The sequence below is a fragment of the Pseudomonas frederiksbergensis genome (assembly GCF_003732275.1).
Taxonomy (GTDB): Bacteria; Pseudomonadota; Gammaproteobacteria; order Pseudomonadales; family Pseudomonadaceae; genus Aquipseudomonas; species Aquipseudomonas frederiksbergensis_H.
In genome coordinates this window covers 725,251-738,731 of the sequence record NZ_MOBM01000038.1, presented here as the reverse complement: position 1 = coordinate 738,731, position 13,481 = coordinate 725,251, and the positions used below count along the sequence as shown (strand labels likewise).

Annotated in this window: 15 protein-coding genes; 7 read left to right on the top strand and 8 right to left on the bottom strand. The window is 57.5% G+C overall.

What is annotated here, in order from left to right; translation table 11 throughout:
* Positions 1–180 precede the first annotated feature (180 nt).
* Positions 181–597: a hypothetical protein gene (locus tag BK662_RS22770; RefSeq protein ID WP_123359892.1), complete on the bottom strand. Its 417-nt coding sequence runs from the start codon at positions 595–597 to the stop codon at positions 181–183.
* A 477-nt stretch (positions 598–1,074) separates the two neighbouring features.
* On the opposite strand from BK662_RS22770, the gene BK662_RS22765 reads away from it, so the two are divergent.
* The 3 genes from BK662_RS22765 to BK662_RS22755 are packed head-to-tail and all read left to right on the top strand — an operon-like array spanning position 1,075 to position 2,813.
* Positions 1,075–1,407, top strand: coding sequence for a carboxymuconolactone decarboxylase family protein (locus tag BK662_RS22765; RefSeq protein WP_123359893.1), 333 nt, complete (start codon positions 1,075–1,077; stop codon positions 1,405–1,407).
* A 44-nt stretch (positions 1,408–1,451) separates the two neighbouring features.
* Complete coding sequence (locus BK662_RS22760; RefSeq protein WP_123359894.1) at positions 1,452–2,564, top strand: alkene reductase; 1,113 nt, start codon at positions 1,452–1,454, stop codon at positions 2,562–2,564.
* Positions 2,565–2,594: 30 nt separating this feature from the next.
* Positions 2,595–2,813 carry a tautomerase family protein gene (locus BK662_RS22755; RefSeq protein WP_123359895.1) on the top strand — a complete coding sequence of 73 codons (219 nt, stop codon included), beginning with the start codon at positions 2,595–2,597 and terminating at the stop codon, positions 2,811–2,813.
* 258 nt (positions 2,814–3,071) lie between these two features.
* Here the strand turns inward: BK662_RS22755 and BK662_RS22750 are convergent, their stop codons facing one another.
* The 7 genes from BK662_RS22750 to BK662_RS22720 form a co-directional block, all read right to left on the bottom strand.
* A complete protein-coding gene (locus BK662_RS22750) occupies positions 3,072–3,401 on the bottom strand; it encodes a thioredoxin family protein (RefSeq protein ID WP_123359896.1) in 330 nt (109 codons plus the stop codon).
* 63 nt (positions 3,402–3,464) lie between these two features.
* Positions 3,465–4,163 (bottom strand): DsbA family oxidoreductase, encoded by a 699-nt coding sequence (locus BK662_RS22745; protein ID WP_123359897.1) that lies wholly within the window; start codon positions 4,161–4,163, stop codon positions 3,465–3,467.
* A 120-nt stretch (positions 4,164–4,283) separates the two neighbouring features.
* Positions 4,284–5,057 carry an SDR family NAD(P)-dependent oxidoreductase gene (locus BK662_RS22740; RefSeq protein WP_123359898.1) on the bottom strand — a complete coding sequence of 258 codons (774 nt, stop codon included), beginning with the start codon at positions 5,055–5,057 and terminating at the stop codon, positions 4,284–4,286.
* Positions 5,058–5,155: 98 nt separating this feature from the next.
* Entirely contained in the window at positions 5,156–5,710 is a 555-nt protein-coding gene (locus tag BK662_RS22735; RefSeq protein WP_123359899.1) for an OsmC family protein, read from the bottom strand.
* 396 nt (positions 5,711–6,106) lie between these two features.
* Positions 6,107–6,682 carry a TetR/AcrR family transcriptional regulator gene (locus BK662_RS22730; RefSeq protein ID WP_123359900.1) on the bottom strand — a complete coding sequence of 192 codons (576 nt, stop codon included), beginning with the start codon at positions 6,680–6,682 and terminating at the stop codon, positions 6,107–6,109.
* 187 nt (positions 6,683–6,869) lie between these two features.
* Positions 6,870–7,400, bottom strand: a complete 531-nt coding sequence (mug, locus tag BK662_RS22725; protein WP_123359901.1) for a G/U mismatch-specific DNA glycosylase — start codon at positions 7,398–7,400, stop codon at positions 6,870–6,872.
* Between the two features lie 8 nt (positions 7,401–7,408).
* Positions 7,409–8,032 carry a TetR/AcrR family transcriptional regulator gene (locus BK662_RS22720; protein WP_123359902.1) on the bottom strand — a complete coding sequence of 208 codons (624 nt, stop codon included), beginning with the start codon at positions 8,030–8,032 and terminating at the stop codon, positions 7,409–7,411.
* Positions 8,033–8,290: 258 nt separating this feature from the next.
* On the opposite strand from BK662_RS22720, the gene BK662_RS22715 reads away from it, so the two are divergent.
* The 4 genes from BK662_RS22715 to BK662_RS22700 are packed head-to-tail and all read left to right on the top strand — an operon-like array spanning position 8,291 to position 13,396.
* A complete protein-coding gene (locus BK662_RS22715; protein ID WP_123359903.1) occupies positions 8,291–9,424 on the top strand; it encodes an HlyD family secretion protein in 1,134 nt (377 codons plus the stop codon).
* Positions 9,424–10,908 carry a DHA2 family efflux MFS transporter permease subunit gene (locus BK662_RS22710; protein ID WP_123359904.1) on the top strand — a complete coding sequence of 495 codons (1,485 nt, stop codon included), beginning with the start codon at positions 9,424–9,426 and terminating at the stop codon, positions 10,906–10,908. Before BK662_RS22715 ends, BK662_RS22710 begins: the two co-directional genes overlap by 1 nt.
* A gap of 18 nt (positions 10,909–10,926) precedes the next feature.
* Positions 10,927–12,414 (top strand): efflux transporter outer membrane subunit, encoded by a 1,488-nt coding sequence (locus tag BK662_RS22705; protein ID WP_123359905.1) that lies wholly within the window; start codon positions 10,927–10,929, stop codon positions 12,412–12,414.
* 31 nt (positions 12,415–12,445) lie between these two features.
* Positions 12,446–13,396 (top strand): aldo/keto reductase, encoded by a 951-nt coding sequence (locus BK662_RS22700; protein ID WP_123359906.1) that lies wholly within the window; start codon positions 12,446–12,448, stop codon positions 13,394–13,396.
* Positions 13,397–13,481: the final 85 nt, after the last annotated feature.

Below are 13,481 nucleotides of genomic sequence, written 5' to 3'. Positions count from 1 at the left end.
TGAAGGTCACCTCTCAACCTGGACAGGACTGCGACACGAGGGTGCTACAAATACAAGGTACTGCACCTTTGCGCGCAATTCCATTCGGAACACACATGGGCTCCGCTCTCGACGAAACCTTCGGTTTGATGCCGTGGTAAAGGGGGACGGATTTCCCCCCGAGGGATAATCGACCGCCCGCTACCGGACCGGCGAGAGGGTCATCTTCTCTATCAGCGAGGCGACGTCCTTCGCACCAAAACACCGAAATTTAACGCTGCCAGCGTCGGTATCCAGACGGACGATCTTCGTCACAAACCCACCTTCAATGCTGACCTTTCGAACCAATGCCAGTGGGACTTCAATATCCAGGGTCCCCTCCTGAACGAGGCGGTTCATGGCATTGGCGCTCAAGCGCACCGCGGTTTGGGTAACCAGCATTTTCCCGCCAACCCACAGACCTCCGTATGCTTCCTTGAAGCCCTCAAGTACGTCGGCCAACGCTTCCACAACGCCACTCCCGGCTACGTCGTACAGGTCGCTGACGCCGTCGTAGTTCACCTGAGCGTCGGCCACCAGAAAATTGACCAGCTTCGACTTCAAAATCTCTTCGGCCATCTACACATCTCCATAATTTGAAAAGCAGTCCAAGGTCTGAGGCCGTCGAACTCTAACATTGGCGACCGATGATGTTCTTCAACAAACTCACATTATGCTGTTGCATCAACGAGGACGATCACCGCTACTATCGTCGCTAGTGCGAAGCCACAGGATCAATCCGCCTGCAACACGGGTCAGAGCCTCACGGAGCTGAATCAATCCGTTCGCCTCGATTTTAAACATCTGCATAATCAGCCCTTCTACAGCCCCCAAAACCCTCAAGGCTTGCAGACTTAGCCGCTGCAGCCTTGTCGCCTGTCAACGACGCGGTATTGGCCGCGTTCTGTTGCCAAAGACGAGGCTATCCAATCTTCGATTGTGTTGATAGTAAACATCAGCACGAACACGTTGTTAGCCTACCAACTGGATGGTAGTTTGTTAGCGAGCTTCAAAAATCACTGTAATCACCACCATCCGTATCCCTGTGAGAATCCCATGCAAGACTGGAAGCAAACTCGTAAAGACATCAACACTCGCCTGGTCGATCTCAACGGCCTTTCTCCGGAAACCATGAAAGGCATGGCGTCACTTGGCGCTGCAGGCGCCAAGACCAATCATCTAAACGCGAAGACCCGCGAGTTGATTTCCCTGGCTGTGGCCGTGACCACTCGCTGCGACGGTTGCATCGCCTTCCACGCGGCCGAAGCAAAGAAAGTCGGTGTTACCAGCGAGGAAATTGGTGAAGCGCTTGGCGTAGCCATCAACATGAACGCCGGCGCCGCGCTGGTATACAGCACACACGTGCTGGACGCATTCGATAAGTCATAAATCAAACGCTGGCTTTCAACCTGTCAACGACGTCGAGTTTAATCATGAATAAGCTATTCACCCCTTACGATCTGTCCGGTATCGCATTGGCCAACCGTGTTGTCATGGCTCCGATGACTCGCACCCGAACCCTGGAAAACATCCCTAATGAATTCACCGCGCAGTATTACGCTCAGCGCGCAACCGCCGGCCTGATCATCACCGAAGGCCTGCCGATTTCCGAAGAAGCCCGCGGCTATCTGTACACTCCGGGCATTTACGCCAATGAACACTTGCCGGGCTGGCGTCAGGTCACCGATGCCGTGCATGCCAAGGGTGGGAAGATTTTCGCGCAGTTGTGGCACGTCGGCCGTATGTCCCATGTATCGGTACATCCGCAGAACGCGGTCCCGGTTTCTTCGGGTACGCAGCCAGCGGTCGACACCACGGTTTACGCATGGATCGAACCGGGCAAGTCCGGCCATGTGCAACCCAGCGTGCCACGTGCGTTGGAGACGAACGAAGTAAAACGCGTCACCGCCGACTTTGTGAAGTCTGCGCGCCTGGCGATGGAAGCAGGTTTTGACGGCATCGAAATCATGGCGGCCAACGGCTTCCTGTTCGACCAGTTCCTCAGCAGCGCCCTGAACACCCGCACTGACCAGTACGGTGGCTCAATCGCCAATCGCCAGCGTTTCCTGCTCGAAACCATTGACGCGATTGCTGATGAAATCGGCAGTTCGAACGTTGCCGTGCGCTTTTCGCCATTTGGCCGCCTTTATGACTTTGGTGTGTACGAAGGCGAAGAAGAGACCTGGATGAGCATGGCGGCAGCGCTCAACGAACGTGAGCTGGCGTACGTTCACCTGAACTATCAACCGACCATCCTCGCCGCCCAGACGCCGCCTGGTTTCGGTGCCGCGTTTCGTGAAGCCTACAAAGGTACGTTGATGGCGGCCGGCGGGTTTACCCAAGCGCTCGCTGAATCGGAACTGGCTAAGGGCGAGCTCGATTTGATCGCCTTCGGCACCGCCTATATCGCCAATCCCGATCTGGTGGAACGCATGCAGTACGGCTGGCCATTGGCTGAGGGTGATCGCACGACCTATTACGGGGTGAGCGACACGATTGCCAAAGGTTATACCGATTATCCGGCATACGCCGCGGGCGAATCCTGACATCCCATTTCGAACGTTAAGGAGCAGACCATGCCACTCGTTACCATCAAAGGCATTGAAGGCGTTTTTACCGACCAGCAGAAAGCCGAAGTTATCCAGAAAGTGACTGACACCATAGTGTCGGTGGAAGGTGAAAACATGCGCGCCCTTACCTGGGTCATCTTCGAAGAGGTCAAGAATGGGGATTGGGGTATCGCCGGAAAACCCATGACTGCGCAGGAGATATTGAAGCTGCAAGCAGATCAATAAGGTTTTCCTACTTCAAAAACGACTCCCTGATCGTTGGGCATCATCATGCTCAACGATCAGGGAGTTTTACGTTCTGAATGAACGCGTAGTTTGGGTTTTTCGGTTCTGGCTCAACCGCTGCAAGCGACGGCGACTTACTGCCAGATGTGCTGGAGGTCCACGGCGCGTTCAATGCTGAACAGACCATGCTCCATTCGCAAATTGGGTATTACGGCACGCGCCTGGCCTCTTGGAAGGAAGGCTGATCAGGGAGGCTGATTAAACGGCCTCTTCCAACTGTGCAAGAACCGCTTTTTTCAGCGCTGCGACTGAACGAGATCCGGGCATGACCCGGAGCAACCGCCCCTCGTGAAACACTGCCAAGGATGGCACTGCACGGATGCCATACATCTGCGAGATCGTCGGAGACACCGCCACATCGATCTTTCCAAAAGCCGCCAAGGCGTGGAGCTTTTCTTCCAAGGCATGAAAGACTGGCTTCATCTCCTGACAAGGCTTGCACCACGACGCGGAAAACAGCACGACGCTGCTGCCCTTGGCAACAAAACGGGCGAACTGTGGGGCACTCAACTCAACGATACGGCTCATTTTTGCCTCGTTTTCTACGCCACTGGAAAGCGGCACCACTCAGTGCCGCACACCTTCTGCCGATCAAATCTTGCAGCCATCTATACCGCAGACCTGGCCGATGAACGTGTCATCCTCGGTCTTTGACTTCGTTTGCAGCTTGTTCAGCGCTTCAAGAAACGCGGCCTCAGGCTGAGCGCCGGAGAATGAGAAGGCATTGTCGAATACAAACAAAGGAACACCCGAACCCAGTTGCGCAGCAATATGTTCGTCCTCCTCCATCTCTGCGCGCAATTCAGCGGATGACCATGCCAGTTGGATTGACTCATCCGATACACCTACTGCCTTGGCAATGGTCTTCAGGCTGCTGCGATCAAACAGTGACTTCCCATGGGTCGTACTCTGCTCATACAGCGTCTCCACCAGACGCTTCTTCGCTGCCGGATCTTCAACCGCCTTGACCAATACGTGAGCATCAGCGGTGTCGCCAAACAGCATGGTGTCAAAACGGTAATTCAGCTCATCGGCTTTGCCATATTTACTGACGGTGCTCATCATCGCGTCGGCGGAGTCCGGGTTTCCAAGCTTGCGCCTAAGAGCCGCAACCATAGGCTCTGGCGCGTGATTCGCCGCCAGACGATAGGCCCTGACATTTACCTGCACACTGTCTTTTTCAGGAAAACGCTCCAGCGCTTTTTCGAAGCGACGTTTGGCAATCCAGCACCAGGGGCAGACAAAATCAGACCAGATATCCACTACATATTTTTTTGAAGGGGTTTGCATAATTCATCCTGCACCAAAATTAATAGAGACCGCGTTGCCGGCGTTTCAAGCAAATAGTTGGAGTGACGACAGAAAGCCCCCCAATGGGGGACTTTCATAAGGTCGCGCTTGCTGATGTGGTCAGGCACGTACCGCCATGACACCGGCGTCCACATCCCAGATAGCGCCGGTCACCCAGGACGCCTTGTCGGAAAGCAGGAACAGGATGGTATTAGCCACATCTTCGGGAACACCGACTCGCCCGAGTGGGTGGAAAGCGTTAAGCGACTTCATTGCCTCCGGGATCGCTTCTTTGTCCATGAAACCCTCGTAGATTGAGGTATGGACGATTCCTGGCGAGACTGCATTGACCCGGATTCCGGAGTGGGCCAATTCAATGGCCAGGTTGCGGGTCAACGCATGCAGACCTGCTTTGGCCATGGAATAGGCCGATGCCGGTGAACCGGCCAATGCGGCCTGTGCACCGATGGAGCCGACGTTGACAATCGCCCCTTTGCGCTTCGCGGCAAGCATGTTCTTGACCACGGCTTGCGTAATGAAAAAAGTCGCACGGTTGAGCGACAGGTACATGTCGTACTCGGCTTCGTCGTGCTCAGTGAACGGCTTGGGAATAAAAATCCCGGCAGAGTTCACCATCAGGCTTATATCGCTGTGGTGGGTATTGATTTCCTGCCGAACGGAATTCATGCCCTCTTCAGTCATCAGGTTGGCGACGATCACGGACACAGAACCCAGCGGGCTCAATTCCTGGCGTGCAGCCTCGGCCTTATCCTGCTTGCTTCCGGTAAGCACCACGCTACCGCCCGCGTTGAGAACCATGCGGGCCGTTTCCAGGCCCATTCCGCTGGTGCCACCGACGACTAACAGTTTCTGACCTTTAAAGAAATCGCTCATTTCATCAGTCCTTCTGATCAAGATTTAAAACTTGGCACCAGGACGACTCATCGCCTGCTGGTGCGTGGATAGCCTGAACAACGCCCGGATCGGCGAAGTCAGCCCTCACGAACTTCGAGGGTGGGAACCATACGGATGGCTTTTGAGAAGTTTGCGTAGTTGACCGACGTCTTGAGCACAACTTTGTGCAGCTCTTCAACGCGCTCACGGGAAGCGTCGGTGTGCAGGCGAATAACCACACTTACCTCGTCATAGCCCGGGTTGACGCTCTCTTCAATCCCCAGAAAACCGCGCAAGTCGAGGGTGCCATCCGTCTCGATTTCCAAGCTATGAATCTTGATACCCATCATCGCGGCGTTGGCGGCATAACCGACCGACATGCAGGCATTGAGCGCTGCCATCAACAGTTCCTGGGGGTTAGGCGCGGTGTCCTGGCCCAGCAATTCATTTGGCTCATCGGCCACGATTTCGAAATCGCGTGAGTAGGTTTCACCCGCCAAGCTGTATCGGCTGACTTTCGCGACTGAGCGAGTCTGGTGCTCCCATTGGGTCTTGACGTTGAAACTTGCCTTGCGCTTGGTCACATCCTCAGTAACGCCTTGGGCAAACTGCTGGAGTGCGGCTACGTCGATACCATTCAGGTTGTTGCTCATCTATTCAATCCTCTTTGGATGGACCGGGCGCTTGGCCCGAAAGAGGCACAACCCTGCCAACTAGTAGGTTGTCATTCAAGAGATCTTTAAACCCATCAGCACTCGCCGAACAAATACACCCACGATCCGGCCTTTTTTGGATACGCGATGTCATTATTAAAATGTAGGGTTTGCCATCTTATTGGTTATAGCCTTTCCACCTCAGGCCATAGGCATTGGCAGATATCCGCAGCCCAACCGAGAGACGAGATGGGTTCTCCTCAGATCCAGTAGGCGGGAATAAAATTCAGGAGGTGAGAGATAAGCGACTGGAGCCACTTACTTGGCAGGAACAGCAGACCGAGCTGGCGATGGCAGAATCGGTCGTCTCATGAAGCAAAAAAAGCGGATCGGGCATTAGTGGCGCGGTTCGGCCACCCGAAGTCCATCTAAAATGAAATCGAATCCAGAAGAACGATCGTACTTGTCGTTCAGCGCCCAGGATACAAAGCTGCCACCTTCCAGCGTATTCAGGATGACTCTGGCGATCTTCACGCCGTCCAGCTCAGCTTTGATCTCCCCTGCCTCTTGGCCTAGAGCAATATTGGCCTGAAGCCAGTCGAGATGGATTTCGAAAAAGTCCCGCGTCATTTCCTTTAGGCTTTGCGGTAATGCCAGTAACTCCGCGGCCAAGGCACCACAGAGCGGTAACATGCCGTTCTCACTGCTTTGCGCAAACATCAGGGCGAAGGCATTTAGACGTTCAATAATGCCGGTATGTTCATCATTGATAACCTCCAGCTGCTTCTTGTACCGGAACAGGTAGCTCTCAACAATGGCAATTGCCAGGCCTTCCTTGGTCGGAAAATGGTGGTGAATACTCGCCTTCTTGATGCCGATGTCAGCCGCGAGATCGGCGTAACTGAAAGCTGCATAGCCCTTTGTACGCAACAATAGTTCAGCGGTGGTCAGAAGGTCGGAACGTGTACTCATGATGCCGGATCCAAATTTATCAATGCAGCATCATAAATTAGTACCTCTGCATAAGACAGCGCTCAGGTTGCTCACATCCGAACGTCCCAATGCAAGGTATTCAGCAACGCTAATCGAGTGGCGTGCGAGGCACATTCAGGATCATCACTGGCCACAGTCTGCAGTCGAGCACGTTGAGCTCTCGATCTCATCTACCGGCCATCCTCTCGGCGTCCGCCGCCAAGCGGAGCCGACGATACGCATCAACTAACTGCTCAAGATTGAACGCACGGTTTCTACCGCTCGGATTGGGCAAAACCCAAACACGCGTATTCCCGAAAGCCCTCCGCTGCGGCCCCCACTCCACTTCCTTTTGGCCCGTCAATGCGGCGTACGCTGCCTTCCCGAGAAACGCGACAAAGCGCGGCGCATACCGTGTGATCTTCTGCTCAAAATCCGCCGCCGCTGCAGTGAGTTCCTGCGCTGACAACTGATCCGCCCGCGCCGTCGGTCGCGGGACTACGGCCGTCAACCCATACCGATATTGCAGGATCGACCGATCGTATTCCGGACGTATTTCCTCAGGAGTGAATCCGGCCAGATGCAAGGTTCGCCAGAAGCGATTGCCCCGCCCCGCAAAGTGGTGCCCCTGGGCCGCAGCTGCCAGCCCCGGATTGATCCCGCAGAAAATCACTGAAAGGTCTTGGACCAGAATGTCTTCGAGTACTTCGCCAGTCATAAAGCCGCTCAACCGCACATCACCTTGATCGCATTGCGCACCAGCCCGGTCAATTCAGCCCGGGATTTGCCTGCCCTCGCCCGTATCGAAATGCTGTGCAACAAGGACGATGCAAGCACCGCCAGCGCCACCGGATCGACGTTGGATTTCAGTTCGCCGGTATCGATAGCCTTGCGCAGGCGCGCTTCGAGATCGGCATCGAGCCGGCTCAGCCGATCTGATAACACGTCACGAATCTCTGGGTCCTCGACCGCTTCGGTGGTCGCCGTGCCAATCGCGAAGCAACCACGGGGTTGACCGTCCCCCGAGAAGTAAATCGCCAATTGCCCATCGTAGAAACGCGTCAACGCCTGCTCCAGCGTCAGACTGGCGTCCGTCAGCGCCTCCTGCATCGCAGCCGAGGCTGTCTCCCAATACTGCTCGAGCGCCTTGATGTAGAGCGCATGTTTATCCCCGAATGCCGCATACAGGCTGGGGCGATTCATCCCGGCGGCGCTGGCGATGCTATCCAGAGAAGCACCGGAATAGCCGGTATTCCAGAACACGCCAAGCGCCTGCGCTAACGCGGTTTGCGGGTCGTAGGCACGCGGACGGCCGCGTCCCTTTCCTTCCGTAATTTTTTTTTGTGCCATGTCGTACAAAATCCTTGAAAGGGTTTGGGTCGAGAGATATTCTTACACCATCGCACAAAATTAAGGAACCAGAAATTCCTTGATTGGCAGGTTTGTTGTAGCGGAGCTCGAACTGGGTGTGGCGACGACGAAATAGCGGTGGCGGAGCGATCCTCCCCACGGCGCACGGCAGTGGTTTCTCACAGTAATTAACGACGTCGGGGCCGCAAGCGATTGTGCCAGGTCGGCCCGATTTCCCGGTTAAGGGCGTATTCGATCATGACTCAGCAGTTCGATCTCTCAGCGACACAAGCCTTGGAACATCCGGGGCCAAACCAGAACAGCGCGCCGAAAAAACCGCTCAAGGAAAAGTTGCGGCCATGGCTGATGGCGGGTGTGCCCGCCCTCTTCGCCGCCGTCGGCTACGCCCACTACGTGGCGAACGAGCCCATCGTTTCCACCGACAACGCCTACACCCGGGTGGCCAAGGCCTCGATCAATGCGCGGATTTCCGGGCAAGTGGTTGAGATCGCGGTCGAGGACAACCAGCCCGTGCGCAAGGGCCAGGTGCTGTTCCGCATCGACCCCAAGCCCCTGCAAATCGCCGTCGACCGTGCCGAAGCGCAACTGGGCAACGCGCGTCTGCGCATCGATGGATTAAAGGCCAGCTACCGCCAGCAGCAGGCAGAGTTGCAGTCGGCCAAAGAATCGGCGGACTTCGATCGAAAGGAATTCGCCCGTAAAAAAGCATTGGTCGCCACCGAGTTCGTATCACAAGCGATCTATGAGCGCGCGGAAACCGACCTCAAAGTGGCGCGCCAACGTATCGCCTCGGTCGAGCAACAGATCGCAAGCACTGTCGTTGCCCTCAACGGCAATCCGGACATCGCTATCGACAGCCATCCGACTGTGCGCGAAGCCAAAGCCCAGTTCGACGAGGCGCAGCTCTACCTCTCTTACGCCACAGTCACCGCGCCGGACGATGGCATTGTCGCCAAGGTCGACGATCTTCAGGTCGGCAACTACGTCAACGGCGGTGCGCCCGCGTTCGCCCTGATCTCCGACCGGGAGCTCTGGATCGAGGCCAACTTCCGCGAAACCCAAGTGACGCACATGCGCCCCGGCCAGGCAGCGACCATCGCCATCGACACCTATCCCGACCGCGTCTTCAAGGCCCATGTGATCAGCATGAGCCCCGGTGCGGGCTCCGACTTCGCGCTGCTGCCGCCAGAAAACGCCACCGGCAACTGGGTCAAGGTGGTGCAGCGAGTGCCGGTGCGGCTCGAGCTGGATGAGGTCGATCCGAGCCTGCCGCTGTTCTCCGGCACCAGCGCCACGGTCAAGGTCGACACCGGCCATCGCACGCCGTGGTGGCATCCGCTCAATTCGCTGTTGAGCGCAGGAGCCTTCTGATGAACGCCTATCCTGCGGATTCCTCTGCGACAGCGGATGCACGTTCGCTGCGGTTCGTAGTCCTCCTCGCGACCTACCTGCAGTCGGCCAACTTGCCGTTGCCGAACGCTGCACTGCGGTTGATCCAGGGCAGCCTGTCGATGACCGACGACCAGGCCGGATGGATTTTCACTGCCTACCTGGCCGCCACTGCGATCACTACGCCCGTCGCGCAGTGGCTCGCCGGACGCTTCGGCCTGAAGCTGGTTTATCAGACCGCACTCGCGTTGTTTGCCCTCGGCTTGTGGCTGGGCACTTTGGCGACCACACCACTGGAATTCATCGGTGCGCGCGTCCTTCAAGGCGCGGCCAGCGGTGTATTGGCGCCCTTGTCGATGGCGATAGCCCTGGAGACCTTGCCGCCTGCACGGCGTGCAAAATTCGGCGCGCAGTGGACGGCCCTGGTGCTGTTCGGCATCGTCAGTGCCCCGAGTATCGGAGGCTGGATCAGCGAGTACTTCGACTGGCGGCCGATGTTTTACCTCAGCCTGCCGCTGACGGCGTACATCTTCCTGGTGGTGACGTTGCTGCTTGCCGAGAAAAAATCCGACAAGCACCTGCCGTTCGATTTCTTCGGAGTCGGCACCTTCACCCTGGGCATGATTGCCCTGCAAATGCTCCTCGACCGAGGCGAACGCATGGACTGGTTCGACTCACCGGAGATCTGGATGGAGGCGCTGGCCTGCGCACTCGGGCTTTACCTGTTCGTTGTGCATCGGCTGACCGCAAAGACGCATTTCCTCAGCAAGGGGTTGTTCACCGACCGCAATTACGTGCTGTCGACGATCATCTTTTTTGCCCTCGGTTTCGTGCTGCTGTCGACCATGGCCCTGACCTCGCCGATGCTGGACGAAATCCTCGGCTACCCGCCAGACACTACCGGTTTTCTGACCGTCCCGCGCGGCGTGGGCCTGGTCGGCGCGTTCCTGTTGACGGGGCGATTGCTCGAGCGCTTCGACCCGCGGTTCTTCGTCGCGGCAGGTATCGCACTGGTGGTTTACGCCAATTGGCTGATGCTCGGCTATTCGTCGCTGATGGACTGGACCCCGGTAGCGGCAAACGGCGCTATTCAGGGCGCCGGCCTCGGCATGCTGATGCCGGCCCTGAGCAAAGTCGCGTTCAGCACCCTTGACCCGAAGCTGCGCCCGGAAGCCACCGGTTTCTTCAACCTGATGCGGGTCTACGGCAGCACCCTTGGTGTGGCCGTGGTGCAGATCTTTTTCTTCAACAACACACAATCGATGCATTCGGCGCTGCTCAGCCAGTTGACGCCCTATCGCCTGTCGACGACGACGTCGTTGCCGGCGCTTGAAGGGCTCAATCATCTGGTCACCCACCAGGCGGCGTTCATTGCGGTCATGGGTCAGTTCAAGATTTTGCTAGTGGCGATGCTCGTCGTGAGCCCGCTGGTGGTGTTCCTTCGCAAGCCCGTTCCGGCCAACTAGTTTTGTGGAGTCTGTCCAATGAAAACGTCCAAACGCATTTCCCATCGACATCCATTGCCAACAACAATCACTTTGCTGGCGGCGTTTGTATTGTTGTCCGCCTGCGCCGTTGGCCCGGATTTCGAACGGCCCGCGGCAAGCTTGTCGCAACACTATGACGCACAAGCCGAACAGCAACTCGGCAAGCCCGCAGCCCCCAATGCACAGCGCATCGACAGGGGCCGCAAGCTCAACGGTAACTGGTGGTCAGCCTTGCGCTCGCCCAAGCTCGACCAAGTGATACACCGGGCCATCGACGGCAACCTCGGATTGGTAGCGGCCGACGCCACCCTTCGTCAGGCGGCCGCCTTCGTTATCGCCTCGGAAGGTGCGTTGTATCCGCAAGTCGATTTCGGCGCAGCGGCTGGCCGTCAGCGGACGCACAATGGGCCCGAGGCGTCCGTTTCGAACTTCTATGCGATCGGTCCTCGGGTGACGTTCGATCTCGATGCGTTCGGCGGCAACAAGCGGCGGGTGGAACACCAGCAAGCGTTGAGCGATCTGCAAAAGCATCGCTACGAAGCGGCGTACCTGACGTTGACCGGCGATGTCGCCAGCCAGGCGTTGCTGCTGGCCTCGGCCAATGCCCAGATGCAAGCCGTGGACAAACTGCTGGCCAACGACGCGAAAAACCTCGACCTGGTGCGCGCCGCCCACCTCAACGGCACCACCACCCGGATCGACGTTTCCCTGGCCGAAACCCGCCTCGCCCAGGATCGCACGCTGTTGCCGCCCCTCGCCCAGCAGAGCGACGCCGCACGCCATGCGCTGGCGATACTGACGGGCAGTGGCCCGGCGGACTGGATCGCCCCCGATTTCACCCTGGACGAGTTCGCTTTGCCATCGAACATTCCCGTCAGTTTGCCGTCGGAGCTGGCCCACGCCCGGCCGGATGTACTGCAAGCCGAAGCGGAACTGCACATTGCCAGCGCCGCAGTGGGGGTCGCAACGGCCAATCTCTACCCTCATGTCGAACTGTCGGCCTCGCTCGCACAAGCGGCTTCAGGCAACGGCGGTGCCGCGCTCTGGGGGTTCGCCGCCGGGCTGACCGCGCCGATTTTCAACGGCGGAACACTCAAGGCGGAACGTCAGGCGGCTGTCGACGGCTATAACGCCTCCCTCGCCCGCTACCAACAGACGCTCATTCAGTCGTTCGGCCAGGTGGCGGACACGCTGCAAGCGATCAACCACGGCGCCGAACAGCACCTGGCGCAGGCCGATGCACTGCGCGCCGCCGAGACCAGTTTTCGCCTGAACCAGCAAGCCTACGCACAGGGCGAAAATAGCATTCTGCAAGTGCTGGAAGCAGAACGCGCCTACCAGCAAGCACTGATCGGCCAGGTCCAGGTGAGGACCGCGCTCTACCTCGACACAGTGCGGCTGTTCGTGGCGCTCGGCGGCAACTCAGTTGGCGTCCTGGAGCAAAAAGTCGCTTCACGCGAAGTCCCCAAACGCACTTATCAATAACGGCTTTGGCCACCCACTCGGCGGAAAAATCATGACTTACGAAGCGTTTCACGATGACCTGCGCGCGACACGACTCGCGCTGAACAACGGTTCGGGCGAGATGCCGGCCGTAGGCTTTGGCACGCTGTTTCGCGACCTGAGCACAACAACCGAAGCGGTTAAATGCGCACTGGAAGTCGGCTTCCGTCATTTCGATTGCGCCGAACGCTATCGCAATGAGGAGAAGATCGGCGTTGCCTTTGAGCAGGTGTTCGCCGCTGGAAACATCCGTCGGGAAGACGTGTTCATCACCACCAAACTGTGGAACACCAACCACCGTCCCGAGCGGGTCAAACCGGCCTTCGAGGCGAGCTGCCGCCGGTTGCAGGTCGACTACATCGATTGCTACCTGATCCATACGCCGTTCGCCTTTCAGCCAGGTGATGACCAAGATCCACGGGACACACTCGGGCACGTCATCTACGACGGCGGCGTGAGCCTGATTGAAACCTGGCGAGCGCTTGAGAACCTGGTAGATGAAGGCCATTGCAAGTCCATCGGCCTCTCGGACATTACCTTGCCAGCCCTGCAAGAAATTGTCGCGGCGGCGCGGATCAAGCCCGCAGTGGTGCAGATCGAGTCCCATCCCTACTTGCCGGAGTGGGAACTGCTGGAGTTCTGCAAACAGCAGGGCATCATCATCCTCGCCTTCGCCCCGCTCGGCCACGGCATGGAGCCGAGCGTACTGGGAGATCCGGTGATCACTGGCATCGCCAAACGTGTACGCAAGACCCCGGCACAAGTCGCGTTAGCCTGGGCGGTACAGCGCGGCTCCGCGTTTCTGACCACTTCGGCGACACCAAGCCATATTCAGGAAAACTTCGATATCGCCACCTTGCCTCACCGGGCCATGCATGAGATCAAGGAAGACATCACAACCCGAATTCGCTTCAATTCGGTGGTGGAAACCGGCGTCCCCGGTTTCATTCCACACAAGCAGTGACATACGTAAAAGGGGCAGCTCCTGGCGGAGTCGCCCCTTTTCCTGACCTGCAAACCACTGCTCAGGTCCTATAATTTTCGACTCA

Excerpts from the sequence above, each read along its gene's own strand:
- BK662_RS22770 (WP_123359892.1), bottom strand. The coding sequence starts at position 597 with ATGGCCGAAGAGATTTTGAAGTCGAAGCTGGTCAATTTTCTGGTGGCC.
- BK662_RS22765 (WP_123359893.1), top strand. The coding sequence starts at position 1,075 with ATGCAAGACTGGAAGCAAACTCGTAAAGACATCAACACTCGCCTGGTC.
- BK662_RS22760 (WP_123359894.1), top strand. The coding sequence starts at position 1,452 with ATGAATAAGCTATTCACCCCTTACGATCTGTCCGGTATCGCATTGGCC.
- BK662_RS22755 (WP_123359895.1), top strand. The coding sequence starts at position 2,595 with ATGCCACTCGTTACCATCAAAGGCATTGAAGGCGTTTTTACCGACCAG.
- BK662_RS22750 (WP_123359896.1), bottom strand. The coding sequence starts at position 3,401 with ATGAGCCGTATCGTTGAGTTGAGTGCCCCACAGTTCGCCCGTTTTGTT.
- BK662_RS22745 (WP_123359897.1), bottom strand. The coding sequence starts at position 4,163 with ATGCAAACCCCTTCAAAAAAATATGTAGTGGATATCTGGTCTGATTTT.
- BK662_RS22740 (WP_123359898.1), bottom strand. The coding sequence starts at position 5,057 with ATGAGCGATTTCTTTAAAGGTCAGAAACTGTTAGTCGTCGGTGGCACC.
- BK662_RS22735 (WP_123359899.1), bottom strand. The coding sequence starts at position 5,710 with ATGAGCAACAACCTGAATGGTATCGACGTAGCCGCACTCCAGCAGTTT.
- BK662_RS22730 (WP_123359900.1), bottom strand. The coding sequence starts at position 6,682 with ATGAGTACACGTTCCGACCTTCTGACCACCGCTGAACTATTGTTGCGT.
- mug (WP_123359901.1), bottom strand. The coding sequence starts at position 7,400 with ATGACTGGCGAAGTACTCGAAGACATTCTGGTCCAAGACCTTTCAGTG.
- BK662_RS22720 (WP_123359902.1), bottom strand. The coding sequence starts at position 8,032 with ATGGCACAAAAAAAAATTACGGAAGGAAAGGGACGCGGCCGTCCGCGT.
- BK662_RS22715 (WP_123359903.1), top strand. The coding sequence starts at position 8,291 with ATGACTCAGCAGTTCGATCTCTCAGCGACACAAGCCTTGGAACATCCG.
- BK662_RS22710 (WP_123359904.1), top strand. The coding sequence starts at position 9,424 with ATGAACGCCTATCCTGCGGATTCCTCTGCGACAGCGGATGCACGTTCG.
- BK662_RS22705 (WP_123359905.1), top strand. The coding sequence starts at position 10,927 with ATGAAAACGTCCAAACGCATTTCCCATCGACATCCATTGCCAACAACA.
- BK662_RS22700 (WP_123359906.1), top strand. The coding sequence starts at position 12,446 with ATGACTTACGAAGCGTTTCACGATGACCTGCGCGCGACACGACTCGCG.